This is a genomic window from Nostocoides veronense (assembly GCF_039531185.1).
GTDB lineage: Bacteria > Actinomycetota > Actinomycetes > Actinomycetales > Dermatophilaceae > Nostocoides_A > Nostocoides_A veronense.
Genome location: NZ_BAAAPO010000013.1, coordinates 1 through 24,674, shown reverse-complemented (window position 1 = coordinate 24,674; position 24,674 = coordinate 1). Strand labels below are relative to the sequence as shown.

Genomic DNA, 24,674 nt, shown 5'->3' with positions numbered 1-24,674 from the left:
TCATTTCCCGACCCGCCCGGCCGAGCCAGCCACCAGGCCGCACAGTCCTAAAGATCAGCGCTTCCCTAAGCCTGGCTGTCCGGAGAGTCATCTGTTTCACCGCGCGGGCTGTGACGCGTGAGGCGAGTGTGACGAATGCGCCGGAGGTTTGGCGCTGTGGCGGGGGATCAGTGCAAGTTTTCCCCGACACGCCCGCCGGACGTTTGCACCAGCCCGCTCTCGCGCATAGCGTCGACTCCGAACAGATCCGAGATGAACTCTCACTGTCAAGTCAAAGTTGAGGCTTTGCTGGCGAGGATAGGGCGTCTTGATCGGTCGCGAGAGACCCGGACTCGCGACGTTCCCGGATATCCGACAATACGAAGCATCAGGAAGGCCCTCACTGTGGCTGCTCCCCAGAATTATCTGGCCGTCATCAAGGTCGTCGGCATCGGCGGCGGTGGCGTCAACGCCATCAACCGCATGATCGAGGCGGGCCTTAAGGGTGTTGAGTTCATCGCCATCAACACCGATGCCCAAGCGCTCTTGATGAGCGACGCCGATGTCAAGCTCGATGTGGGTCGCGACCTGACCCGTGGTCTTGGAGCGGGCGCCGACCCCGAGGTTGGCCGTCGCGCTGCGGAGGATCACTCCGAAGAGATCGAAGAGGTCCTCAAGGGCGCGGACATGGTCTTCGTGACCGCCGGTGAGGGCGGCGGCACGGGCACCGGTGGCGCGCCGGTTGTGGCACGCATCGCCAAGGGCCTCGGCGCCCTGACGATCGGTGTCGTCACCCGCCCCTTCACCTTCGAGGGCCGCCGCCGCGCCAACCAGGCCGAGACCGGCATCGGCACCCTGCGCGAAGAGGTCGACACCGTCATCGTCATCCCCAACGACCGACTGCTCTCGATCAGCGACCGCAATGTCAGCATGCTCGACGCCTTCCGCAGCGCCGACCAGGTGCTGCTCTCCGGTGTCCAAGGCATTACCGACTTGATCACCACCCCCGGCCTGATCAACCTCGACTTCGCCGACGTCAAGTCGGTCATGTCGGGCGCCGGCTCCGCCCTGATGGGTATCGGCTCCTCGCGCGGCGACGAGCGCGCCGTCCAGGCCGCCGAGATGGCGATTTCCTCGCCGCTGCTGGAGGCGAGCATCGACGGCGCCCACGGCGTGCTGCTCTCGGTCCAAGGTGGCAGCGACCTCGGCCTGTTCGAGATCAACGAGGCGGCTCGTTTGGTGCAGGAAGCGGCGCACCCCGACGCCAACATCATCTTCGGTGCGGTCATCGATGACGCCCTCGGCGACGAGGTGCGGGTCACCGTCATCGCGGCTGGCTTCGACGGGGGCACCCCCCTCAAGCGCGCCGACGAGCGCGCGCTCGGGACCATCGTCTCTCGTCCGGCACCGGCTGCCGCTCGACCGGCTGCGGCCACCCCAGCGGCGACCGCTCGCCCGGCGGTCGCGGCCCCAGCGGCCGCCCCGGCACCTGCAGCGGCCCCTGCTGTCACGACCTCGGCGCCCGCCGCCAGCCCGGTCGCTCCCGTCGCGGCACCGGCCGCGCCGGCCGCCGCCCCGGAGCCGATCCGTCCGCCCAAGCAGCCGGTCATCGACGACGTCGAGGAACTCGACGTCCCGGAGTGGTTGAAGTAATCCCGCAACCCGACGACGCTGGTCCCTTCGCCTGGTCGGCGAACGGCCCCCGGGTGACCCGCTGTTTCACGCGACGCGGCACGGGGGCCAGCCGGGCGCCATACGCCGGGCTCAACCTGGGCTCGCGCGTGGAGGACAATCCGGCCGCGGTGGCGCGCAATCGCGCCACCGCGGCCGCCGCCTTGGGCCTCGGCGAGGAGCGCGTCGTCTATCTGCATCAGGTGCATGGCGCGGACGTTGCCGTCCTCGACTCGGTCCCGGACCGCGAGCCGGTCGCCGATGCGCTCGTCACGACGACGCCCGGTCTCGGGCTGGCCGTCCTCGCCGCCGACTGCGTGCCGGTCCTGCTCGCCGACGAGATCACCGGCGTGATCGGCGCTGCGCATGTCGGGCGGCCCGGCCTGGTCGCCGGGACCGTGGCCGCCGTCGTTGCGGCGATGCGCGCCTGTGGCGCGACCGCCATCGATGCCGCGGTCGGGCCGGCGGTCTGCGGGGCCTGTTATGAAGTCCCGCAGCAGATGCATGACGAGGTCGTGGCGTTGGTCCCGGAGGCCGATGCCGTCAGCGCGACCGGGACGCCGGCCGTCGATATCGCCCGCGGTGTCCTGGCCCAGTTGCGTGCCCTGGGGGTGCCGGCCACGCAGGTCTTGGGGTGTACCCGCGAGTCCGATGATCTGTATTCCTACCGCCGCGACGGCCGCACAGGCCGCCACGCGGGCCTGATCGTGTTGCGGTTTAACTCCTCATGAGCGAGGTCTCGGATGCCGACCGTCAGGCCGACCTGCAGGCTGGGCTCCAGGCCGTATGGCGGCGCATCACGGTGGCCTGCGAGCGGGCGGAGCGTGAGTCATCGCAGATTTCCCTCATCGTCGTGACCAAGACCTTTCCCGCCTCGGATGTCCGCCTGCTGACGGGGCTGGGGGTGCGTGAGGTCGGCGAGAACAAGGTGCAGGAGGCGCAGGCGAAGGCGGACGAGGGGGCTTTTGACGGCATACGCCTGCACCTGATCGGCCAGGTGCAGACCAACAAGGCCGCGGCGGCGGCTCGGCTCGCCGATGTCGTGCACTCGCTCGATCGGCCCAAACTCGCGCGGGCGCTCGCGGCCGGCCGCGAGCGCGCGGGGACAGCGCCCTTGCCGGTGCTGGTCCAGATCAGTCTCGATGGCGATCCGGCCCGCGGTGGCGTGCCGCGGGAGGCGCTCGCGGACTTGGTGGACTGCATACTCCAGCAGCCGGCGCTGCGGCTCGCGGGGGTGATGGGGGTTCCGCCGCGCGGTGCCGAGCCGTATGCCGCCTTCACCGACCTCGCCCGGCTCGCCGCGCAGGTGCGCGAACAGGCCCCGGAGGCGAGCATGCTGTCGGCCGGAATGAGCTCCGATCTGGAGGCGGCGGTGCGCGCCGGGGCGACACACCTGCGTGTCGGGTCGGCAATCCTCGGTTCTCGCCCGTCACTTCGTTAACTTCGAACACGACATCTTTCCGGTGGCGCGCCTCGCGAGAGCGGCACTGGGGCAGTTCGAGAGTGAGGGATTTCGGCATGGCCGGAGCGCTGAAGAAGACGATGGTCTACCTCGGGTTCGCTGAGGACGACCGTTACGACGACTACTACGACTCCGACTCCTATGCCGAGGAGGAGGTCGAGCGCCCCACCCCCGCGCGCGCCGAGCACCGCCCCGAGGCCCGCCTCGAGCGCTCCGCGGAGGTCACGCCCATGCCGCGCCGCGCCACCTTGACCCAGGTCGCCCGAGAGGAGCGCAGCTCCACCTTGAGCCGCATCACGACGATCCACCCGCGCACCTACAACGAGGCCAAGAACATCGGCGAGGCCTTCCGTGATGGCGTGCCGGTGATCATGAACCTCTCCGACATGAACGATGCGGACGCCAAGCGCCTGGTCGACTTCGCCGCGGGTCTGGTCTTCGGCCTGCACGGCAGCATCGAGCGGGTCACCGCCAAAGTCTTCCTGCTCTCACCCGAGCATGTTGAGGTCGCGACCGACGAGCCAACCGAGCCGGCCCGCGAACTGTTCAACCAGAGCTGAATCGGGAACTGGCGGGTCGGCGCCGGGCGTTTGGCCCCGTGACCGTCCGCGACTCCTAAGGCCACGATGTCCCTCGTTCTCGAAGTGCTCCGCACCGCTCTTTTCCTCTATTTCGTGCTGCTCATCGGGCGACTGGTCTTTGAGTGGGTCCAGGTTTTCGCGCGCGACTGGCGTCCCAAAGGGCCGGTCTTGGTGGTTGCGGAAGCCATTTACACCGCCACCGACCCGCCGCTGAAGGCGCTGCGCCGGGTCATCCCGCCGCTGCGCCTGGGCAATGTCGGGATCGACCTGTCTTTTCTCGTCCTGATGCTGGGGATATCGGTGCTGATGTCCATCCTCTAAACTGACTTGCCGGTACTCCCCGTCCGGGGTAATAGACCGGCTTGGTCAGATCAGGAGAAGTGATGTCCCTAACTCCCGAGGATGTCCTGAACAAGACCTTCGGAACCACCCAATTCCGACGCGGCTACGACGAGCGGGAAGTCGATGACTTCCTTGACGAAATCGTGGCGACCTTGCGTCGGCTCAACAAGGACCTCGACGAGTGCCGCAGCAGCGTCTCTGACGCTGCCGTGGCTCCCGCGCCCGTTGCCGATGCCTCGGTGCAGGCGCGCCTGGACCGTGAGGTCGGCTTGCGTCAGGACGCCGAGCGTGCCCTGGCCGAGGTGCAGGAGCGGGTGCGCCGCGACGAGGAGCAGCGCATCGCTGCTGCTGCTGCCGCCGGTGACAGCCAAGAGGCCGAGCTAGGCCAGCGTGTCGCCGACGCGAACGCCCGCGCCGAGGATGCTGAGCAGGCGGCCCGATCGCGGATCGAGGCGGCCAATGCCCGCGCGGACGAGGCCGAGCAGGCCGCTTCGGAGCGGATCACGCGGATCAACACCGACGCGGACCGCATCGAGGCCGACGCGCAGGAGCGCATCGCCACCGCCAACTCTCGAGCGCTCGAAGCCGAGAGCGCGGGCGCCGCGCCGGTTGCGGATGTTTCCGCGCCCCGCGCGGGCGACGCCTCGGGCCTGATCGCGTTGGCCCAGCGGGTCCACGATGAGCACGTCGCCGAGGGGGAGACCACGCGCGCGCGGTTGATCACCGAGGGCCAGTCGCGGCACGACGAACTGCTGCGGGTCGCCCAGGCTCAGCACGACGAATTGCTGGCAACCGCGCAGAGCAGCCACGACGAGTTGTTGTCGACCGCGCAGTCCCATCACGACTCCGTCGTCGGTGAGGCCACTCAGCAGCGCGATGCGATGCTCACGGACGCCCGGGAGCGGGCTGCCGGGATGGTTGCCGAGGCCAACGATCGTCGCGCCGACATCCTCAGCGACCTTGAGGGCAAGCGCGCCGAGTTGGAGACGCTGATCACCGACCTGCGCTCCTATGAGCACACCTACCGCAGCCGCTTGAGGGCCTATATGGAGGAGGCGCTCGCCAAGCTCGAGGCGGAGGTTCCGATCGAGGAGACTCTGCCGGCCTCGGCGGCAGTCACCCGCTGACCTCCCGGCACCGGTTCGCGCGGAGGGCGCCCGACGGCTTGTGCCGCCGGGCGCCCTCGGTGTTTTCGTGGCCGTGCGTGCATCGGGGCTCGCGTCCCTACTCCGCGTCGAGTCTTTTGCTCCTTCGTCGAGTTCGGGAAACACGCCGAGGTTGACACGTTGCCGTCGGCGTGTTTCCTGAACTCGACGGGGGGGAGGGGGTGGTCCCCAGGCCTGCCCCGTCCCGATGCCCTATTGTCAGGCTCGCACGTGTGCGCCCCCGGGGCGTGCATCTCTCGGTCCGGACTCGAACGCCAAAGGGGGCCTTCGGCCATGACGCCCACATCGCGCACTGCTTCTAGCCGCCCTTCGCGGGCATCGGCGAGCGCCACTTCGAAGGGCTCCGCCGCGAAGAAGGCTGCGAGCACGACCAAAGGTGCGAGCGCCAAGAAGGCTGCGAGCACCACCAAGACGGCGAGCGCGACCAAAACCGCGAGCGCCACGAAGGCTGCGAGCACCGCCATAACCGCGAGCGCCAAGAAGGCGACGGTCACGAGGACGGCGCCGGTCGCTAAGACCGCGGCGAAGAAGGCCACGACGAAGACGGCCCCGGCGAAGAAGGCCACTGCGACGTCGGCGGCGAAGGACGCGGCGAAGACCGGGGCGGCAGCAAAGAAGGCTGCCGGAGTGACATCGGCTGCGACGCCCGCTACATCCACGAAAGCCGCTCCGAAGGCCGGGACAGCAGCGAGGAAAGCCACCACGAAATCAGCCGCGGCAGCAAAGCCAGCCGCGACGGCACCGCAGACCAGCGCACCGGAGGCAAAGAAGGCGTCGGCTGCGGCAACGCCGGCCGCGGCACCGGCAGTCAAGCCCACAAGCACTCCGGCGATCAAGAAGACGTCGTCCACCCGGACAGCATCCGGCGCGGCATCGGCCCGGCGGCTCGCGGACTCCGTGACGGGTGCCGCGACGGCGGCCACCAAGGTGGCCGCGGGCGCGGCCTCTAAAGCTGGCGCGACTGCCGTCGGCGTTGTCGCCTGGACCACCTCTGAGCTCAACGCCATCCGGGATTCCATCGTCTCCGAGATGCTCAGCCTGCGGGCCGAGATCGCGGACGCGGAGGCCGAGGTTGCCTCGCTCATGCGCCAGTCGGGCGATGGCGCCGGTGACGACCAGGCCGACGCGGGCAGCAAGACCCTGGAACGCGAACAAGAGATGAGTCTGGCCAATAACGCCCGCGAGATCCTCGAACAGGACCAGCACGCCCTGGAGCGCATCGACGACGGAACCTACGGAATCTGCGAGTCCTGCGGTCAGCCGATCGGCAAGCTTCGGCTTGAAGCCGCTCCCCGTGCGACGCTATGTGTGCCATGCAAGACCAAACAAGAACGCCGCTGACCGATTCCGACCTGACCACCAGCCCCACGCGCCACCGCCCGCCCCTGGTGCTCTGGGTCGCCCTGGCGACGCTGCTCATCGACCAGGCCAGCAAGATCTGGGCTCTGCACGCCCTCACCCCCGGCGAGGTGAAACCGCTGATCGGCAGCCTGTTGTCGCTGCGCCTCGTGCACAACCCGGGCGCCGCCTTCTCCAGCCTCGATGGCATGACATATGTTGTGACCGCCGTGGCCGTGCTCATCGTCGCCGGACTGGTCTATTACGTCTGGACCCGTCCCATCACCTCTCCGGTGGCCTGGTGCCTCGGACTGATCGGGGGTGGCGCGCTGGGAAATCTGGGGGATCGCTTCTTCCGCACCCCGGGCTTCCTGCGCGGGCATGTCGTCGACTTCATCGACTACTTCGGCTGGTTCGTCGGCAATATCGCCGATATCGCCATCGTCATCGCCGCCATCGTCCTGCTCCTCCTGTCCTGGCGAACGGCGCCGCAGCATGACTGAGGTCAAGACCGCCGCCATCCCCGAGGGCTTGGACGGTGAGCGGATCGACGCCGCCATCGCTCGGCTCCTCGGCCTCTCACGCAGCCGGGCCGCCGATCTGGCCGGTGCGGGCCTCGTCCTGCTCAACGGTCAGGCGGTCGCGAAATCGGCCAAGGTCGGCGCGGGGGACCTCATCGAGGTGAGCTTGCCCGCGCCGCAGGGGGGACCACGCGTCATACCCATGGACATCCCGGATCTGGCGATCGTGCACGCCGACGACGACCTAATCGTCGTCGATAAGCCGGCTGGCGTCGCCGCGCACCCGAGCGTCGGCTGGGACGGGCCGGATGTGCTCGGAGGACTGCTCGCCGCGGGCTACCAGATCACGACCTCGGGTGCGGCGGAGCGGCAGGGGATTGTGTCCCGGCTCGATGTCGGGACCTCCGGGCTGATGGTCGTGGCGAAGAGTGAATACGCCTACTCGCGGCTGAAGCAGGCCTTCCGCAGCCGAACCGTGGACAAGACCTACCACACGCTGGTGCAGGGCCTGCCCGATCCTCTCGTGGGCACCATCGACGCGCCGATTGGGCGGCATCCTGGCCATGACTATCGCTTCGCCGTCATGGATTCCGGGCGGCCGTCGGTCACGCATTACGAACTGCTAGAGGCTTTCCGCCGCGCCTCGCTGCTGGAGATCAAGCTGGAGACCGGCCGCACCCACCAGATCCGCGTGCACTTCTCGGCGCTGCGTCATCCGTGCGTCGGCGATCTGACCTATGGCGCCGATCCCACCTTGGCCGCGCAGGTCGGCCTAGAACGCCAGTGGCTGCACGCCGTGGCTCTCGGCTTCGAGCACCCCGGCACCGGCGATTGGGTCACCTTCGAGAGCGCGTATGCCGCCGACCTCGAGGCCGCTCTCGACCGCCTCGACCCCGCCTGACCCCCTCCCGCAGGACACGCGTCCGCGACACGCCGAGGGGCTGTCGGAGGGGCGACTTAGACTGCCATTCCGATGTCGAATCCAGCCGCCGCCCCAGCCTCCGGGGACAATTTTGTCCACCTGCACGTCCACACCGAGTACTCCATGCTCGACGGGGCGGCGCGCATCGACGAGCTCCTCAAGGCCGCCGCCGATCAGGGCATGCCGGCGATCGCGACGACCGACCACGGGTATATCTACGGCGCCTACGAGTTCTGGTCCAAGGCGCGCAAATACAACATCAAGCCGATCATCGGCGTCGAGGCCTACATCACGCCCGGCACCGCCCGCGGCGACAAGACCCGCGTGAAGTGGGGCGACGGCGGCCGCGACGATATCGGCGGCAATGGTGCCTACACCCATATGACCCTGCTTTCACGCACGACCGAGGGCATGCACAACCTCTTCCGCATGTCGTCGCTGGCCTCCCTCGAGGGGCACTACTACAAGCCCCGCATGGACCGCGACCTGCTCAGCACGTATGCCGATGGGCTGATCGGCACCACCGGTTGCGTCGGCGGCGAGATCCAGACCCGCCTGCGCTTCGGGCAGTATGCCGAGGCCAAACAGGCGGCCGGTGAGTTGCGGGACATCTTCGGCAAGGAGCACTTCTACGCCGAGGTGATGGATCACGGCATACCCATCGAGCGGCAGACTCAGGCCGAGCTGCTGCGACTGGCCAAGGACATGGGTCTGCCGCTGCTGGCGACCAACGACCTGCACTACACCAAGGCCGAGGACGCCAAGGCCCACGCGGCGCTGCTCTGCGTCCAGTCCGCCTCGACCCTGATGGATCCCGGCCGCTTCAAGTTCGACGCCGAGAACTTCTACCTGCGCAGCGCTGCCGAGATGCGCCAGCTCTTCCGTGAGCTCCCCGAGGCGTGCGACAACACCCTGCGCATCGCCGAGATGTGCGAGGTCTCGTTCGTGGAAAAGGAGGGGCAGTACATGCCCCGCTTCCCCTGCCCAGCTGGGGAAGACGAGACGTCCTGGTTCATCAAGGAGGTCGAGACGGGCCTGCAGGCGCGCTACCCCGGCGGGGTGCCGGAGGAGTCACGCAAGCAGGCGGCATACGAAATCGACATCATCGTCGGCAAGGGGTATGCCGGGTACTTCCTCGTCGTCGCCGACTTCATCAACTGGGCCAAGGACAATGGCATCCGGGTCGGCCCGGGGCGCGGCTCGGGTGCCGGCTCGATGTGCGCATATGCCATGCGGATCACTGATCTGGACCCGCTGCGCCACGGCCTGATCTTCGAGCGCTTCCTCAACCCTGAGCGGCCGTCGATGCCGGACTTCGATGTCGACTTCGACGAGCGCCGCCGAGGTGAGGTCATCCGTTATGTGACGGAGAAGTATGGCGATGACCGGGTCGCGCAGATCGTCACCTACGGCACGATCAAGGCCAAGCAGGCAGTCAAGGACGCGGCCCGAGTGCTGGGGCACCCCTTCGCGATGGGTGACCGGCTGACCAAGGCGATGCCTGCCGATGTCATGGGCAAGGGCGTGCCCCTGAAGGAGATCTTCAATAGCGAGCATGCGCGCTTCGCCGATGGGGCCGACTTCCGGGCGATCCACGAGGTGGAGGAGCCGGTCCGCGAGATCGTCGATACCGCCATCGGCTTGGAGGGTCTGAAGCGCCAGGCCGGCGTGCACGCGGCCGGCGTCATCATGTCCAGCGAGCCGCTGACTGACCTGATCCCGATTATGAAGCGGGAGCAGGACGGGCAGATCATCACCCAGTTCGACTACCCAAGTTGTGAGCAACTCGGGCTGGTCAAGATGGATTTCCTCGGCCTGCGCAATCTGACGATCCTCGACGATGCGATCGAAAATATTCGCGATAACCGCGGCGAGGAGATCGACCTCGACGCCCTGTCCGAGACCTTGGACGATCCGGCCACCTATCAGTTGCTCTCCCGCGGGGACACCCTCGGCGTTTTCCAGCTTGACGGCGGCGGCATGCGCACGCTGCTGAAGTTGATGCAGCCGGACAACTTTGAGGACATTTCCGCCGCGCTCGCGCTCTATCGCCCCGGCCCGATGGGCGTGGACGCGCACACGAACTTCGCGTTGCGCAAGAACGGCAAGCAGGCGGAGGTGCCCCTCGACCCCAAGCTGGACGGCAAGCTCGAACCGGCCATGTTGGAGGCGCTCAAGCCCATCCTTGGCAATACCTACATGCTTTGTGTGTATCAAGAGCAAGTGATGGAGCTGGCGCAGAAATTGGCCGGCTACACCCTCGGTGCGGCCGACTTGCTGCGGCGGGCCATGGGCAAGAAGAAGAAGGAAGTCCTCGACGCCGAGTTCGACACTTTCTCCTCGGGCATGCGCTCCCAAGGCTTCAACCAGGATTCGGTCAAAGCCCTCTGGGACGTCCTCGTCCCGTTCTCGGACTATGCCTTCAATAAGGCGCACACGGCGGCATACGGCCTCGTCAGCTATTGGACTGCCTACCTCAAGGCCAACTACCCGGCCGAGTACATGGCCGCCCTGCTCACCAGCGTCCGAGACGACAAGGACAAGTCGGCGCTCTATCTCAACGAGGCCCGGCGCATGCACATCACCGTGCTTCCGCCCTCGGTTAATGAGTCGCGAGCCGCCTTCGCCGCCGTGGGCAGCGACATCCGTTTCGGGCTCGAAGCCATCCGCAATGTCGGGCGCAATGTCGTTGAGGCGATCGTCGCGGCGCGCGAGGAGAAGGGCAAGTTCACCTCCTTCAGCGACTTCCTGGACAAGGTCCCCGCCTCGGTGTGCAACAAGCGGACCATCGAATCCCTCATCAAGGGCGGCGCCTTCGACGACCTGGGGCACCCGCGCGGCGGCCTGCTGCGCGTCCACGAGGACTATGTCGATGCCTTCGTCGAAGCAAAGCGGGCCGAGGCGATGGGCCAGGACTCCCTCTTCGGCGGGCTCGACGATGAGGACGACTTCAGCGCCGACCTGTCCGGCCTGCCGCCGATCCCGGCTATCGCGTGGGATAAGCGCACCCAGCTCGCGCACGAGCGCGACATGCTCGGGCTGTATGTCAGCGACCACCCCCTCTTCGGCATCGAACACGTGCTGACCCGCAACTCCGACACCGGAATCGCCGCGCTGATCGAGGAGGACTCCTCGCACGAGGACGGCGCCCAGGTCACGGTCGCCGGCCTGATCACCTCGATGGCCGTCAAGCGCAACAAGCGGGGCGACCCCTACGCAACGGTCACGGTCGAAGACCTCGGCGGTGCCGTCGAAATCATGTTCTTCACCAAGACCTATCTCGCCTGCCAGCACCTGCTCGCCATGGATGCCGTGTGCTCGGTCAAGGCGCGGGTCCGGCGTCGCGAGGACGGCGTGCAACTCTCGGCCGTCGACTTCTTTCTCCCCGAAATCACGGAGGGCCCTCGCGGGCCCGTGGTCATCTCGATGGAGACCACGCGCGCGACGGCGCCGCACATCGAGCAGCTCAAGACCGTCCTAATGTCCTATCCCGGCGCCACCGAGGTCCATCTCAAGCTCGTCCAACCCGGCCGGTCGGTCCTGCTCAAGCTCGACGACCAGCTGCGCGTCAACGCCACCGAAGCCTTGATGGGGGATCTGAAGGTGCTGCTCGGCGCCCGCAGCGTAAGCTGATCGCCGCCCCGCCATGAGTGTTGTCGGCGCAAAAGACGACATACCGCAGCGTGGTGCGCACCGTCAGGATAACGGCACAGGGAGGGAGACCGAATGGCATCTCGGAGCCGCGTCAGCTGGCTGACGGTGGTCGCGGCTCTGGCCTCGGCGCTGATCGCCGTCGCCTTTCCGGGAGCCGGCGCGCAGGCCAAGCAGTTGCGGGACACCGGCGCCGTGCTGACCCGCGACGCCGAGCCGGGCTATGTCTCCCTTCTGCTCGGCCGAGCGAACTGGTCGGTGGCCTCCGGAACCGACTGCCAGACCCGGTACTCGGGCGCGCTGACGATGGAGGACATCGCGCAGGACCTGAGCAGCCGCGGGGTGACCGCCACCGCCCAGGCCGTCGTCACCAGAACGCTGGAGACCACCCGCTTCTGCCAGGGATACGTCGAGATGGCGTCCTGGCAGGACCTGCGCCGGATGCAGGACGTCTATGGCTGGTCGGTCACCTCCCAAGGAATGACCTATGCCGATATGACGCAGATGACGAGCGATGAGCAGCGCTTCCAGGAAAGCGCAGCCACCGTGGCGATCTTCGCGGCCCACGGATTCCCCCGCGCCTGGGGTTCCTTCGCGTTCGCCAACAACAAGCAGGACCCGGCCGCACTGGCGCTGGTGCAGAAGTACTTCGGTTTCCTGCGGATCTATGGCATGCAACCCAACACACGGCCGAGCGCGACGACGGCACCGTTTCGGATGCTCACCTGGTCGATCAACGGCGGACGCTGCCGCAATCCGAGTCTGCCCTGCGCCACCATGGCGGTGACGGCCAACCGGCAGATGGCGGAGCGCACCCGGCTGCAAGCCGCCATGAATCCCGCCCCGGGGGAATGGTCGGTGATCCAGATCTACCGCCTGGTCCAGGGCCGTCAGGGTCGGATCGGCGATAAGTTTGCCTGGGATTGCGAGGCGTCGGATTGGCGAGATCGATGGACCTCGCAACCGGAGATCTATTGCCGCACCTCCTTCCTTGAGGCGCTGGACGGTCGCAGCCGCACCGCGATCTTCACCGATCCGGCCACGATGGCGCAGTTGTGGGATCGCGTCCCCGAGGACTACCTCGGCTGGCCGCGGCCATGAACCCTTCCGTCCCGCGCCCGCCCGGCCCCCGGAGCCGCCCCGCCCGGGCCCCCGATCGCTTCGTGGAGTTCGTATGACGACACCCCCCTTCAGGGCACGGCCGGGCCGGGCCGTCATCGGCCCGGTGCGCCTGCTCGTCCTCCTGCTCCTGGTGACCGGGCTGGTCAGTGTGCAGGCGGGCGCCGCCGACCCGCCGCGGACGAATGGCGCTGACCTGGTGTCGACGAGGGGGGCGGCGGCCCCGACGATCTCGAAGGTCTGGCCAAACTCCGGACCGCCGCGCGGAGGTCAGCGCGTGACAATGACCGGAACGGGTTTCGTCGGTGTCAAGCGTGTGCTCTTCGGCTCCGTGGCGGGTTCGGCGGTGAAGGTGATCTCGCCCAGCGTCCTCGAGGTGACCAGTCCTGCTCATCCTGGTGGCCTTGTGAACATCAAGGTCGTCACGAGTGGGGGCACCAGCGCAGCCGGATCCGCTTCGCGCTACACCTACCTCGCCGGCCCAACTGTCACCGCGATCTCTCCGTCGTCCGGGCCTGCTGAGGGGGGCTCCAGCGTGAGCGTGACCGGCAAACGATTCGTCGGCGTGACGGCGGTCCTCTTCGGTTCCAAGCCCGCGGCCCGCTTCACGGTCTCGTCATCATCGATGCTCACCGCGATCGCGCCGAGCGGCGGGGGCACGGTCGATCTGCGAGTGCGAACGGCCTCGGGGCTCTCGCCGATCCGCACGGCGGCTCGCTTCACCTATGTGGGCGAGGGGCCGAAGGCCACCTCTGTGACGCCCGCGTCCGGGCCGGCCGCAGGCGGCACCCTCGTCAGCATCGTGGGCAGCGGATTCATCGATGCCCACGCCGTGACAATCGGCGGCGCCATGGCCGAGTTCACGATCATCAGCGCCAACCGCATCGACGCGACAACGCCTCCCGGGAACCCTGGCCAAGCGCCCATCACCGTATCGACCCCATCGGGCACGAGCTCACCTCTGACCTTCACCTATGACGTTGTCGGTCCGGTCATCACCGCGCTGGCGCCGTCATCTGGACCCATCAGTGGCGGCACGAGCGTGACGATTCGAGGTTCCGGCTTGGCGAGTGTGCAGCAGGTGCACTTCGGCGCCGAGCCGGCCGCATCCATCACGGCGGTGGACGACACCAGCCTCGTGGCGGTGGCGCCCGCAGGCGCGCAGGGAGCGGTACCCGTCACCGTGACGACCTCAGTGGGCACCTCGACGCCGAGTCCGACCGCCACCTTCGTGTACATCACGGAATCGGCCGCGGTCGCCCAGGTCGCCGCCGGTTCGGATCACGCGTGCGCCCTCGACGTGGCCGGTACCGTGCGCTGCTGGGGATGGAATGGCTTCGGCCAGCTCGGGGATGGGACCACGCACTCCCGCACGGCGCCGGTCGCGGTCACCGGACTCCCGATCGTCACCCAACTTGCCGCGGGGGGAGGGAGCACCTGCGCCCTGACGATCGATGCATCTTTGTGGTGCTGGGGCTGGAATTCCTTCGGGCAGCTCGGGGACGGGACCACGATCGACCGATCCGTCCCGACGAAGGTCGCCGCGCTCGACCAGGTGCAGCAGGTGACGCTGGGCAACGGTCACGGCTGCGCGCTTCTCGCCGGCGACCGGCCGGTGTGCTGGGGGTGGAACCACTATGGACAGCTCGGCTCCGGGACCACGACCTCCTCGCCGCTCCCGGTCGCGGTGGTCGACGCTCCGGCGGGAATCGCCCAGCTCTCGGCGGGTGATGAGCACTCCTGCGCTCGAACCGCCGCCGGTGGGCTTTGGTGCTGGGGAGCCAACCACACCGGGCAACTGGGCGACGCAACGACCAGCCCCTCGGCCCGCCCCACCCCCGTCAGCGGGATGAGCGCGGGCGTCGAGGAGGTCTCGGCGGGCCTGCTGCATACGTGTGCCATTCGTGACGGTGCGGCCTTGTGCTGGGGCCGAAACGTCGCCGGCCAGGTCGGCGACGGCACGATGACGCGGCGGTTGCTGCCGACCGTCGTTGCCGGCATGGAATCGGGTGTGGTTGCCCTCAGCGCCGGCGGCGCAAGTTGCGCCCTCCGATCCGGTGGGTGGTGCTGGGGACCCAATATCTTCCGTGGTCCTGGCGAGGGGAGCGACGCTACCTCCCTCTTGCCGGCCCCGGTCATCGGCTTGCCCCCCGACGCCCTCGACATCCGCGTCGGCCGAGATTTCGCCTGCGCCCGCACCGCCTCGGGGGCCGCCTACTGTTGGGGAGACAATGCGCAGGGACAGTTGGGCGATGGCAGCACCGCCAGTCGTGGCTCCGCCGCACCGATCCTCGGCCTCCCCTAGCCATCGTACGAAGGTCCCGCCGCCCAAGACAGCGGGTGGCGCGGCCTAGGGTTGATGGCGTGACTGAACAGGAGCGGGCGAGCACCCGGCATACGGCATCGGCGGCAGCGGGCGAGCCGCCGCGCGCGCCGCAGCGGCCGCACGAGCGCACCCACCACGGGCATACGGTTAGCGACCCCTATGCCTGGATGCGCGACCGGGAGGATCCGGAGCTGATCGCCTACCTGCACGCCGAGAATGCGTATGCCGACGCGCGCACCGCGCACCTTGCGCCCCTGCGCGAGCAGCTTTTCCAGGAGATCAAGAGCCGCGTCCAGGAAAGCGACCTCAGCGTTCCGGTGGGCGACGGGCCGTGGTGGTATTACGCCCGCACCATCGAGGGGCAGCAGTATGCCGTCCACGCCCGCTGTCCGCGGACCGGGCCGGATGCGCCCCGCCCCGTGCTCGAGCCGGGTGCCATCCCCGAGGGGGAGCAGATCCTGCTGGACGGCAATGCCGCCGCGGCGGGCCACGACTTCTTCTCTGTCGGCGCGCTCGCGGTCAGCACCGACCACCGGCTCGTCGTGGCGGGCGTCGACACCGAGGGCGATGAACGGTTCGCGCTGACCGTGACCGAGGTGGCGACCGGCACCATCCTCGACCACGAGATCACCGGGGTCGGCTATGGCGCGGAGTTCGACAATTCCGGTCGCTATCTCTTCTATGTCGCCGTCGACGATGCCTGGCGGCCCTACCAGGTGTGGCGGCACGAGGTCGGCACCCCCCGGGCCGACGACGTGCTCATCTATCAAGAAGACGACGAACGCTTCTGGCTCGGACTCGGTGGCTCGCGCGATGACAGCCACCTGATCATTGGGCTCGGCACCAAGACCACCAGCGAGGCCTGGATCCTGCCCGCCGACGACCCGACGGGCACCTGGCGATGCGTGCGCGAGCGGGTCGAGGGCGTCGAGTACGACATCGAGATCGCCGGCGAGACCATCCTGATCGTCCACAACATCCGCAATCGCGAGGGCGACCTGGCTTGGACCGAGCTCGCCGACCCCAGCGAGTGGCGCCCGATCGCGACCTCCCTGCCCGGTGAGCGCTTCCTCGGCGTGGATGCCTTCGACGACTTCGCGGTGCTGACCTTGCGGGCCGACGGTCTGCCCACCCTGCGCGTTCTGCCCCGCGATGCCGCCACCGAATCCGGTTTCGGTGAGCCGCAAGCCTGGCCCGTCGACGGCGAGTTGACGGCCGTCTACCTCGCCGACAATCCCGAGATGGCTACCCGCGAGGTTGTGGTCACCGAGGAGAGCTATATCCACCCCCGGGCCAGTTATGCCGTCTCCCCGCTGGACGGCACCCGCACCCTGCTCAAGCGGCAGCCGGTCCTGGGCGACTTCGACCCGGCGAACTACGCGGAATCGCGCGAGTGGGTCAGCGCGGCGGACGGGGCCCGCATACCCGTCTCCATCGTCCGGCGCGCCGACGTCGGGCAGGACGGCAGCGCCCCCGGCCTGCTCAATGGCTATGGTGCCTATGAAATCTCCTCCGACCCCTACTTCTCCGTCGCGCGGCTGAGCCTGCTCGATCGTGGGCTGGTGTATGCCGTGGCCCACGTCCGCGGCGGCGGCGAGATGGGCCGCGGCTGGTATGACGAGGGCAAACTCGCCGCCAAACCCAACACCTTCGGTGATTTCGTGGCCGTCGCGGATGCCCTGCGGGGCGGCTGGGTCGATCCGGACCGGCTCGCCTGCGAGGGCGGTTCGGCCGGGGGCCTGCTCATCGGGGCGGCGCTCAACCTGGCCCCGGACCGCTTCCGTTTCGCGCACGCCGCCGTGCCCTTCGTCGACGCCCTGACCTCCATGCTCGACCCAGATCTGCCGCTGACGGCGGGGGAGTGGGAGGAGTGGGGCAATCCGCTCGCGGACCCCGCGGCATACGACACCATGGCCGGCTACGCGCCCTACGACAATGTGCAGGCGACGGAATACCCGGCCATCCTCGCGACGACATCGCTGCACGACACCCGGGTCCTGGTCACCGAGCCCGCCAAGTGGGTCGCCCGGCTGCGCGAGCTCGCCACCAACGATCCGCAAACCCGCCCGATCCTGCTGCACACCGAGATGTCGGCCGGGCATGGCGGCCGCAGCGGCCGCTATGACGCGTGGCGCGAGGTCGCGTGGGAGTGGTCGGTGCTGCTCGACCAGCTCGGCCTCGCCGACGGATCGTTACCCGCTGTTCACGACTCATAGCCGCCGGGGTCTGGCCGTTGTCGGTTCGGCCGGGTAGGTTGCCCACGGCGGCACGTGATCGGTCTCTGGCCGCCCTTTACGGGAGGTACTGCATGCGCAAGATGACGACGCTGTTCGCGGCCGGTGCGGCCGCGGCGCTCGCCGGAGGACTGGTCTCCACGACCGGCGCCACCGCGGCGACAGAGAGCACAGCCCGGGCGATCCCGGTGCAATTGCTGTCGTTCAACGACTACCACGGCCACCTTGAGGCCACCGATCCGCCGCTGGCCAGCGACCCGACCAAGACGCCCGCCGGCGGCGTGGAGTACCTCTCGGCCAAGCTCACTGAGTTGCGCACCAAGGTAGGGGACAAGAACTCCCTGACCGTGGCCGCCGGTGACACGATCGGCGGCTCGACCTTCCTGTCCGGGATGTTCCACGACGAGCCCAGCGTGGAGTCGCTGAACACCCTGGGCCTGGACGTCACCTCGGTCGGCAACCACGAGTTCGACGAGGGCACCGCGGAGTTGCTGCGGATCCAGAAGGGCGGCTGTCACCCCGTCGACGGCTGTTACTTCCCGGATCAGCCGTATGCCGGTGCGAAGTATCCCTACCTGGCTGCCAATGTCTTCAAGAAGTCCGACAACAAGCCTTTGCTGCCCGGTTTCACGATCCGCAAGGTCGGCGGGGTGCCGATCGGCTTCATCGGTTTGACGCTGCGGGAGACCCCGACCCTGGTCGACCCGGCCGGTGTGGCCAGCGTGCGCTTCGCCGACGAGATCAAGACGGTCAACCAGCAGGCCGGCGCACTGGACCGCAGGGGCGTCAAGGCCATCGTGGTGCTGATCCACCAGGGTGGCACCCAGGACCCGGCCACCTCCAACTATGACGGCTGCGTCGGCTTCAACGGCCCGATCGCCGAGATGGCGCCGAAGTTCTCCTCGCTGGTTGATGTCGTCGTCTCCGGTCACACCCACCAGCCGTATGTCTGCACCCAGAGCGACCCGCAGGGCCGCCCCCGCCTGATCACCAGTGCGGCCTCCTACGGCCAGATGGTCACCGAGACCTACTTCAACATCAACTCCAACACCAAGGACGTCAACCGCAACTCCTTCGTCTCCCACAACGTCCTGGTCGACCGGTCCAACACGCCCGACCCGGCGCAGACCGCGGTGATCGACAAGTGGAAGACGCTGGCCGGTCCGATCGCGGGCAAGGTCGTGGGCACCATCGCCGAGGACATCACCGGTGACTCCAGCGGCAACCGCGGTATCGAGACCCCGATGGCCGACCTGGTCGCGGACTCGATCCTGTGGGGTACCCAGAGCGGCAACAGCCAGATCGCCTTCATGAATGTCGGCGGCGTCCGGGCCAGCTTCCTGACCAACCAGATCAGCAATGGCGAGCAGCCCGGTCAGATCACCTACACCGAGGCCTATAACGTCGCGCCCTTCGGCAACCTGCTGGTCACCTTGGATATGACCGGCCAGCAGATCAAAGACGCGCTGGAACAGCAGTACGACCCGACCCGTGGTCGGCAGTACCTGGCGCTCGGCGTTTCCGAGGGCTTCAACTACACCTGGGATGACACTCAGCCCCAGGGCAGCAAGGTCGTCGCCTCGTCCATGACGCTCAACGGCACGCCGATGAGCCTGACCTCCACCTACCGCGTCGGCACGCTGAACTTCCTGGCCAATGGCGGTGACGCCTTCACCGCGTTCACCGGCGGGACCAACCTGCTCGGTGGCAAGGAAGACCTGCAGAACCTGGTCGACTACCTGGGGGCCCACCCCAACCTGACCCCGCCCCCGGACCGGGTTGCTGGCCTCTGAGCCCCGACCCGCACGGGCATACGCGAAGGGCCCGGCACCTCGATCTGAGGTGCCGGGCCCTGCCCTGTCCGGTCCGTGCCAGGGGTATGCCGTGCGGTTGCGTCAGGGACGGCCGCCCATGCGCGTGCCGAGCTGGTCGGCGGAGGTGATCTGGGTGCCATTCGCGGTCAGTTGCGCGGCGGTGAACTCGATTGTGCCATTGGCGTCGACCGCGCCCGTTCCGCCGCCCGCGCCGCTCGTGATTGTGATGCCGCCGCCGGTCAGGGAGACCGAGCCATTGGAGTCGATGCCATCCGCGCCGGCATTGACCGTGACGGTGCCGCCGCTGATCGTCAGCAGCGAGCCGTCGTCGGACTCGGTGCCGCCGGTGCCGGCCTCGGCGGACACGGCGGTGGCGTTGATGCCGTCGTCGGAGGCGGTCACGGCGACCGTGCCGCCCGAGATGGTGATGTCTTGGCCCTCGATGCCCTCGACCGACTGGGTGACGGTGACGGTGCCATCGGTGATCTCGACGGCGCGCTCGCCGTGGATGCCGTCATCGCCGGCCTCGATGGTCACGCTGCCACCGTCGATCCGGACCCAGCCGCGGTCGGCGTCTTCGGTGTTATCGGCCTTGAGCGCGTCGCCGCCCGCTGTGACCGTGATGGTGCCGTCGAGGATCTGGACATAGTCCTTGCCGCGGATGCCGTCGTCGGCGGCCGTGACATTGAGGGTGCCGGAGACGATGACCAGGCCATCGGTGGAGTTGATGGCGTCATTGGTCGAGCCAGTGACATTCAGCGTCCCGGTGCCCGCGATGGTCAGGTCGGACGCCGAGGCGATCGCGGCGACCGGCGTTGCGTCATCGGGGACGGTATAGCCCGACCCGTCCTGCACGGAGTTTGTGGTGCCATCCGCGAGGTCGATCGTGACCTCGTCAGCGCTCGTCACGGCGATCGCGGGACCCGCGGAGTTGGTGATGGACGCATTGTCGAGGATCAGCGTGACGGTCTCGTCGTCCGGGGCGGCCACCACGAGCTGGCCATCCGTCAGGGTGCCCGAGAGGCGGTAAACCCCACCGCTGGTGATCGTCACGATGTTCCCGTCGACGCTCACGCCCTCCCCAGCGGAGGCGCCATCGGCCAGGGTGATCGCGACCTCGTCGCTGGCGTCCCAGGTCAGGTCGTCGGCGTCGTAGTGCGTGTCGATAGCGCTCGTCGCGTTCTGGTTGCTGGCGTTGGTCGCGGTGGCGGCGGAGGTCGCGTTGGCGTCGTCGGCGGCGGCGTCATCGGCGGTGGCGGCAGCCGTCACAGATGTTGCGCTCGTCGCACTGACGGTGGTCGTGCTGTCTGCGGTCGTGGAGCAGCCGACGAGCACGCCAGCGGCCAGGGCCAGGCTGGAGGTGACGGCGGCGAAGCGGCGGGTGCGGATGCGGTTCATGGGGCGGCCTTCCGAGAGGTCTTGGCAAGTGCGTACCCCTAGAGAGTGGCGACTGGCCCTTTTCGTCCTCTTTGGGGTCGCTGTGCGCTTGCTATGACCTGAAATTGCCGTCTGGCGGCCGCCCATCACCCGTCGAGATCGGGAAACACGCCGACGAATCGGCCGTTACCTCGGCGTGTTTCCCGGACTCGACGACCTTGGGCCCGTGACCCGCGGGTGCGCGGGCGACGCGAGTGCGCGGTCGGCGGTCGGGATCAGGCCAGCGTGGCCGTGAAGGTCGCGGAGGCGATGTAGTCGTGTGTCGCGCTGACGGTGCCGAGGGTCTGGTCGTCCGCGACAGTGAAGACGATGGTGGGGTTGTTCATCGCCACGCCGACGCCGAGCGCTGGCCGCCAATAGAACGTGCCGTTGTAGACCCAGCGCATCACCTTCAAATAGCCGGGCTGCACCGGGTCGGTGTGGTGGACGTAGGTCGCGGTGTAGCCGTTATTGGAATAGTCCGGCAGCGAAAGATTGGTGCGGGATTCGGCATACCACAGCACTGCCGTGCCGCTCGTCCCCGAGGCCGCCAAGGCGGGGGCCGCGGCCGTCAACGTCCGTTCTCGCGCTTGGCCTCGATGCCAGCCTTCTCCAGGGCCGGCCGCCAGAGGTAGGTGTTGAAGTAGTTGCGGTTGCTGGCGCCCTGCCCAGTCGAGGTGCCGTCCCGCTGATCGGACGGGTGACGAGCACCGATCCTCAGATGCGACGCAGGCGATACGAGAAGGGATACATGCGGTCGACGATGCTGCGTACCTGCAGGTGGTTGTCGTCGATGCAGGTGAGCTTCTTGGGGGCGAACTGAACCGCGAAGGCGATGTCGGTGGCGTAGTCGGCCTCGCTCCCCAATTGGGTGCCGGGCAGCTGCCAACTGCCACCGTGGTCGCTGCTGCGCATCCGGCGTGAGGGCAGCTCCACGGCGAAATCGTCGCCGACCCACCGCCCGTACACCTTCATGGGAGTTCCACCGGTCCATGACGATGTCCATCCCGGAAGCCCCTTGATGCGGTTATGCCACAAGTGCACGGACATGTCGAAGCGATCCTGGGTGATGTCGAACGTCCAGGACTCCCAGCTCTGCTCGACCCCGAAACCCTTCGGCGTTCGTTGCATCGCCCATCGGCCGACGAAGCAGGGGGCGAACTCGGGTCCTTCGGGCGGCGTCCAAGGGTGGTAGGAGACGGTGGTTGTGCCGTAGCCCCGCACTGTGAACATCTGGCCGACGGCATTGCCGAAGGCGCCCTGGAGGCGAGTGAGCAGCGGCTTGAGCCAGCCTGTGAGGGTCTCCCGGAGGAATCCGTCGAGTTGCAAGGTGACGAATACGGGCCGGCTGGCGATCGAGTCGATCATGCTGCGCAGCATCGACTCGGTGGCTTCATAGAGCGCCCTGATCTCTGCGCGTGGGATGGCGACCTCGACGTTGGCCCAGCCCGTGGCCGGGTCCGCCTTCTGTTGGGGCTCGATGCCCGAGGTGAACGGAAGGGAGATGTTGCCAGACGCAGGCACCTTCTGGACCTGGGACAACGCCGAGTAGGAGGCGAACGCAACCTGTGGTGGGGCGAGCGGATCGAACCCGTCAGGCAGAACCCTCCACGTCACCGGAGTGCCGGGCTCGAAGATCGAGAGGAGTTTGTGATTGCCCGGCAGGGTCTTGACGCAGTCCTTGATCGGGTCGTCGAAATCGACGTAGCGCTGGTCGGGGACGACCCACCATCGTCCGTCCACCGCCGGCCCACTACCCCCCGGCATCACCAACGGATCGTGTGACGAACTCACCTGGACCGTCCATCCGAAGATGTAGGTGCTCACATGCAGCACCACCTGGGCGATGGCCATCGCCTCGGCCAATGCCTCGAGCGCATCCTGGCTCAGGGTCTTGACCAGCCCGCGCACGACGCCCTCGGCCAAGGAGACGGCGTGGTCCCACAGGCCGGCGACGAAGCCCGACACTGCCTGGATTGCCCCCGACCCCACCCCCTTGGGGTCCAGGCGCAGCGCGTTGAAGAGCGACGTGAGAGAGGTGTTGAAGAACTCTGCGACCGACGAGCACGGCGTGGCGAGAGGATCCGCGGCGCTGAGGGCAACTGAGCGGGTCCCCATGAGGTTGCCTTCGTCCCGGTGACCTGTGGGCCAGACCTGTGGCGGGGCTGGCAGGTCCTTCGTGGCTGCCTCGGCGTTGTCGGCGAGGAACAGCGGCAGGACCGCTGCCGGGAACAGCACGCGTGGGCTGAGTCGCCAGTTCGTGTCCTCCTGGAACCACTGGGCGGCAGTCAGCGCGCGCGGTGTCTCCGCCAAGTCCAGCCAGGCCCCGAGGAGATAGCTGAACGATGGGGATGAGTCGGGCATGGGGATGAGTTGGTCGAGCTCACTTCCCCACAAGCCTCCATGTCCGCCGAGTTGGCGGGCCATGTTGGCCACCTGTGACCGCGTCACGCTCACGCCGTACGGCGCCTGCGCGACGCTGTCGAGGTCGGCTGCGGAGGCGACGATGGTGATGCCGTGGGAGCGCAGGGTGTCGGCCAGGTCTGCCGGATCGGATGAGTCCGAGCCCTGCTCACCGGACTGCGGCTCACCAGACTGGTGGGAGTCGGGCTGGTGGGTACGTGGATGGGCTCCGTCGATGCACGCGGTGAGGGTCAGGGTGAGCAGTATCGCCAGCGAGGTGATCAGGCGAGAGCGCCATCGCGTCACGGTGCATCGACCTGATCGAGTAGCAGTTCGGCGATGCGTACGACGCGCTCCTGGCTGGCGGAATCGGCGGTGACGTTGGGCGTTCCGACACTGATCGTGTGGTCGCCCGAGCGCGCCACCACGCTGACGTTGCCTTCTTCTGGACGGTCAGCGGTCGTGAAGACGTAGCCCACCGACTCATCCCCCAGGGAAGGGGTGAACGGTTCCCCGACGTGGCTGGCCTTGCGGAGTTCGTAGTCCGAGGCAGGAGCCACGGCGAGGAGTACGTTGACGCCCTCGTAGCGCACTTGGCAGGTCCCCAGGGAGGCCCCGCGGTCGGTGGGATCGTCGGTGAACTCGCGGTTTCCGGAGAACAGGGCCGACCAGTCGATCCGATCGGCCAGCGCGCAGACGTCGACCGGCGCGTAGGTACCGGCGTCGGGTGTGGCCTCGCTGGGCGCGTCCGTGGCCGTGGCGGCGCCCTCGCCTCCGGGCCCATCGGCGACAACGGCGTCGGCGTTCCCCGTCGCCGCGTCGACGGAGTCGCCGTCGCCACCACATCCCGCGACCAGCGACGTGGTCATGGCGAGCGTGAGAATGGCGGGCAGGACTCGTGCAGTGAGCGTGGACATGGTGGCCCCTTTCCGAGGAGGTCACCAGCGTGCCTGCGCCGAACTCGCCGGCGCATCGGTGCTACCACCTATCTCGGACTCGGGGTTGGCCCGTGGGCGAGGTGTCGGTGACGACAGCAGACAGTTAAGTTACTTTCGAGTAGCATCGCGGCATGGTCGACGTACTCGCACTGTGGAACAAGCTCTCACACGGTCCGCCAGCCGCAGCCGAGCTGACGGCGGATCCCGTTCACGGAGGCGTGTTCGCGGCGGATCTGCTCGACCGCCCACCGCGCCGCCCGGACGGTCAGCTTCGACCTGGGTGCCGCGATGGTCTCATCCTGCTCCAGGAACGACCCGACCGGGCACCCAGCCTCGGGGCACACCCAGCGGCGTTTGCGCCACACGATCCGCACCGGCCGCCCGAACGCCGGCGCATCGACCAGGCGCACCTCGACCCGGCCGTGAGCGTGCGCGACGACCCCGCACGACCAGCACCCCGTCACCGATGGCTCGGACTCCACCGTCACGGTCAGGGCGTCGTGGTCGTCGCGGGCGACGTCGATCACGCGGAGACCGTCCAGGCCGACCAGCAGGTCGCAGCGGCCGCAGTAGCCGCCCACCGGGCAGCACAACGTAGGCTCGGGCATCGTCGAGGTCCTTGGGTTCAGGAGAGGTAGAAGTCCTCTGATCCTCAAGGGCCTCGACCCCTACCCGCCGGACCCCAAGCGCTTCAGCGCGTCGTGCCCACCCCACACTCAACGGCGAAGAGATTCCCTAACTGGTTGTCAAGGTGGTGGAGGGTGGATTCTTCGGGCAGGGGTGATCGACGA

The 24,674-nt window shown here is 67.9% G+C and carries 19 protein-coding genes and 1 pseudogene; 14 read left to right on the top strand and 6 right to left on the bottom strand.

Annotated features, from left to right (window positions below; translation table 11 throughout):
• Positions 1–384 precede the first annotated feature (384 nt).
• From ftsZ to ABD225_RS03810, 6 genes are all read left to right on the top strand, one after another.
• Positions 385–1,632, top strand: a complete 1,248-nt coding sequence (ftsZ, locus tag ABD225_RS03835) for a cell division protein FtsZ (protein ID WP_344081539.1) — start codon at positions 385–387, stop codon at positions 1,630–1,632.
• Between the two features lie 53 nt (positions 1,633–1,685).
• Positions 1,686–2,381, top strand: coding sequence for a peptidoglycan editing factor PgeF (pgeF, locus tag ABD225_RS03830; protein ID WP_344081536.1), 696 nt, complete (start codon positions 1,686–1,688; stop codon positions 2,379–2,381).
• Complete coding sequence (locus ABD225_RS03825; RefSeq protein WP_344081533.1) at positions 2,378–3,091, top strand: YggS family pyridoxal phosphate-dependent enzyme; 714 nt, start codon at positions 2,378–2,380, stop codon at positions 3,089–3,091. Before pgeF ends, ABD225_RS03825 begins: the two co-directional genes overlap by 4 nt.
• A 77-nt stretch (positions 3,092–3,168) precedes the next feature.
• Positions 3,169–3,672 carry a cell division protein SepF gene (locus ABD225_RS03820; RefSeq protein ID WP_344081528.1) on the top strand — a complete coding sequence of 168 codons (504 nt, stop codon included), beginning with the start codon at positions 3,169–3,171 and terminating at the stop codon, positions 3,670–3,672.
• A 66-nt stretch (positions 3,673–3,738) separates the two neighbouring features.
• Positions 3,739–4,014, top strand: coding sequence for a YggT family protein (locus ABD225_RS03815; RefSeq protein ID WP_344081525.1), 276 nt, complete (start codon positions 3,739–3,741; stop codon positions 4,012–4,014).
• Positions 4,015–4,076: 62 nt separating this feature from the next.
• A complete protein-coding gene (locus tag ABD225_RS03810; RefSeq protein WP_344081522.1) occupies positions 4,077–5,162 on the top strand; it encodes a DivIVA domain-containing protein in 1,086 nt (361 codons plus the stop codon).
• On the opposite strand, the gene ABD225_RS03805 is transcribed toward ABD225_RS03810, so the two are convergent.
• On the bottom strand, positions 5,078–6,052 hold the full coding sequence (locus ABD225_RS03805; RefSeq protein ID WP_344081519.1) for a hypothetical protein: 975 nt from the start codon (positions 6,050–6,052) through the stop codon (positions 5,078–5,080). The two genes, ABD225_RS03810 and ABD225_RS03805, sit on opposite strands and share 85 nt — an antisense overlap.
• 46 nt (positions 6,053–6,098) lie before the next feature.
• Between ABD225_RS03805 and ABD225_RS03800 the strand changes: the two genes are divergently transcribed.
• The 8 genes from ABD225_RS03800 to ABD225_RS03765 all read left to right on the top strand — a co-directional run bounded on the left by ABD225_RS03800 (position 6,099) and on the right by ABD225_RS03765 (position 19,105).
• The gene (locus ABD225_RS03800; RefSeq protein WP_344081516.1) at positions 6,099–6,542 is read left to right on the top strand and encodes a TraR/DksA family transcriptional regulator; all 444 of its coding nucleotides are present in this window, start codon (positions 6,099–6,101) and stop codon (positions 6,540–6,542) included.
• The gene (gene lspA / locus ABD225_RS03795; RefSeq protein WP_344081512.1) at positions 6,515–7,042 is read left to right on the top strand and encodes a signal peptidase II; all 528 of its coding nucleotides are present in this window, start codon (positions 6,515–6,517) and stop codon (positions 7,040–7,042) included. The genes ABD225_RS03800 and lspA overlap by 28 nt, the downstream gene beginning before the upstream one ends.
• Complete coding sequence (locus ABD225_RS03790) at positions 7,035–7,961, top strand: RluA family pseudouridine synthase (protein ID WP_344081509.1); 927 nt, start codon at positions 7,035–7,037, stop codon at positions 7,959–7,961. The genes lspA and ABD225_RS03790 overlap by 8 nt, the downstream gene beginning before the upstream one ends.
• A gap of 72 nt (positions 7,962–8,033) precedes the next feature.
• Positions 8,034–11,615: a DNA polymerase III subunit alpha gene (gene dnaE / locus ABD225_RS03785; RefSeq protein ID WP_344081506.1), complete on the top strand. Its 3,582-nt coding sequence runs from the start codon at positions 8,034–8,036 to the stop codon at positions 11,613–11,615.
• 93 nt (positions 11,616–11,708) lie between these two features.
• Complete coding sequence (locus ABD225_RS03780; protein WP_344081503.1) at positions 11,709–12,734, top strand: polysaccharide deacetylase family protein; 1,026 nt, start codon at positions 11,709–11,711, stop codon at positions 12,732–12,734.
• 73 nt (positions 12,735–12,807) lie between these two features.
• The gene (locus ABD225_RS03775) at positions 12,808–15,057 is read left to right on the top strand and encodes an RCC1 domain-containing protein (RefSeq protein WP_344081500.1); all 2,250 of its coding nucleotides are present in this window, start codon (positions 12,808–12,810) and stop codon (positions 15,055–15,057) included.
• Positions 15,058–15,116: 59 nt separating this feature from the next.
• Entirely contained in the window at positions 15,117–17,294 is a 2,178-nt protein-coding gene (locus ABD225_RS03770) for a S9 family peptidase (RefSeq protein ID WP_344081497.1), read from the top strand.
• A gap of 92 nt (positions 17,295–17,386) precedes the next feature.
• The gene (locus ABD225_RS03765; protein ID WP_344081494.1) at positions 17,387–19,105 is read left to right on the top strand and encodes a bifunctional metallophosphatase/5'-nucleotidase; all 1,719 of its coding nucleotides are present in this window, start codon (positions 17,387–17,389) and stop codon (positions 19,103–19,105) included.
• A gap of 102 nt (positions 19,106–19,207) precedes the next feature.
• Here the strand turns inward: ABD225_RS03765 and ABD225_RS03760 are convergent, their stop codons facing one another.
• From ABD225_RS03760 to ABD225_RS03740, 5 genes and pseudogenes are all read right to left on the bottom strand, one after another.
• Complete coding sequence (locus ABD225_RS03760; RefSeq protein WP_344081492.1) at positions 19,208–20,524, bottom strand: carbohydrate-binding domain-containing protein; 1,317 nt, start codon at positions 20,522–20,524, stop codon at positions 19,208–19,210.
• A 254-nt stretch (positions 20,525–20,778) separates the two neighbouring features.
• The gene (locus tag ABD225_RS03755) at positions 20,779–21,117 is read right to left on the bottom strand and encodes a hypothetical protein (RefSeq protein WP_344081489.1); all 339 of its coding nucleotides are present in this window, start codon (positions 21,115–21,117) and stop codon (positions 20,779–20,781) included.
• Positions 21,118–21,259: 142 nt separating this feature from the next.
• Positions 21,260–23,251: a hypothetical protein gene (locus tag ABD225_RS03750; RefSeq protein ID WP_344081486.1), complete on the bottom strand. Its 1,992-nt coding sequence runs from the start codon at positions 23,249–23,251 to the stop codon at positions 21,260–21,262.
• The gene (locus ABD225_RS03745) at positions 23,248–23,862 is read right to left on the bottom strand and encodes a hypothetical protein (RefSeq protein WP_344081483.1); all 615 of its coding nucleotides are present in this window, start codon (positions 23,860–23,862) and stop codon (positions 23,248–23,250) included. Before ABD225_RS03745 ends, ABD225_RS03750 begins: the two co-directional genes overlap by 4 nt.
• 188 nt (positions 23,863–24,050) lie before the next feature.
• Positions 24,051–24,491 (bottom strand): annotated as a pseudogene (locus ABD225_RS03740) (transposase family protein); the annotation flags it as partial.
• Positions 24,492–24,674: the final 183 nt, after the last annotated feature.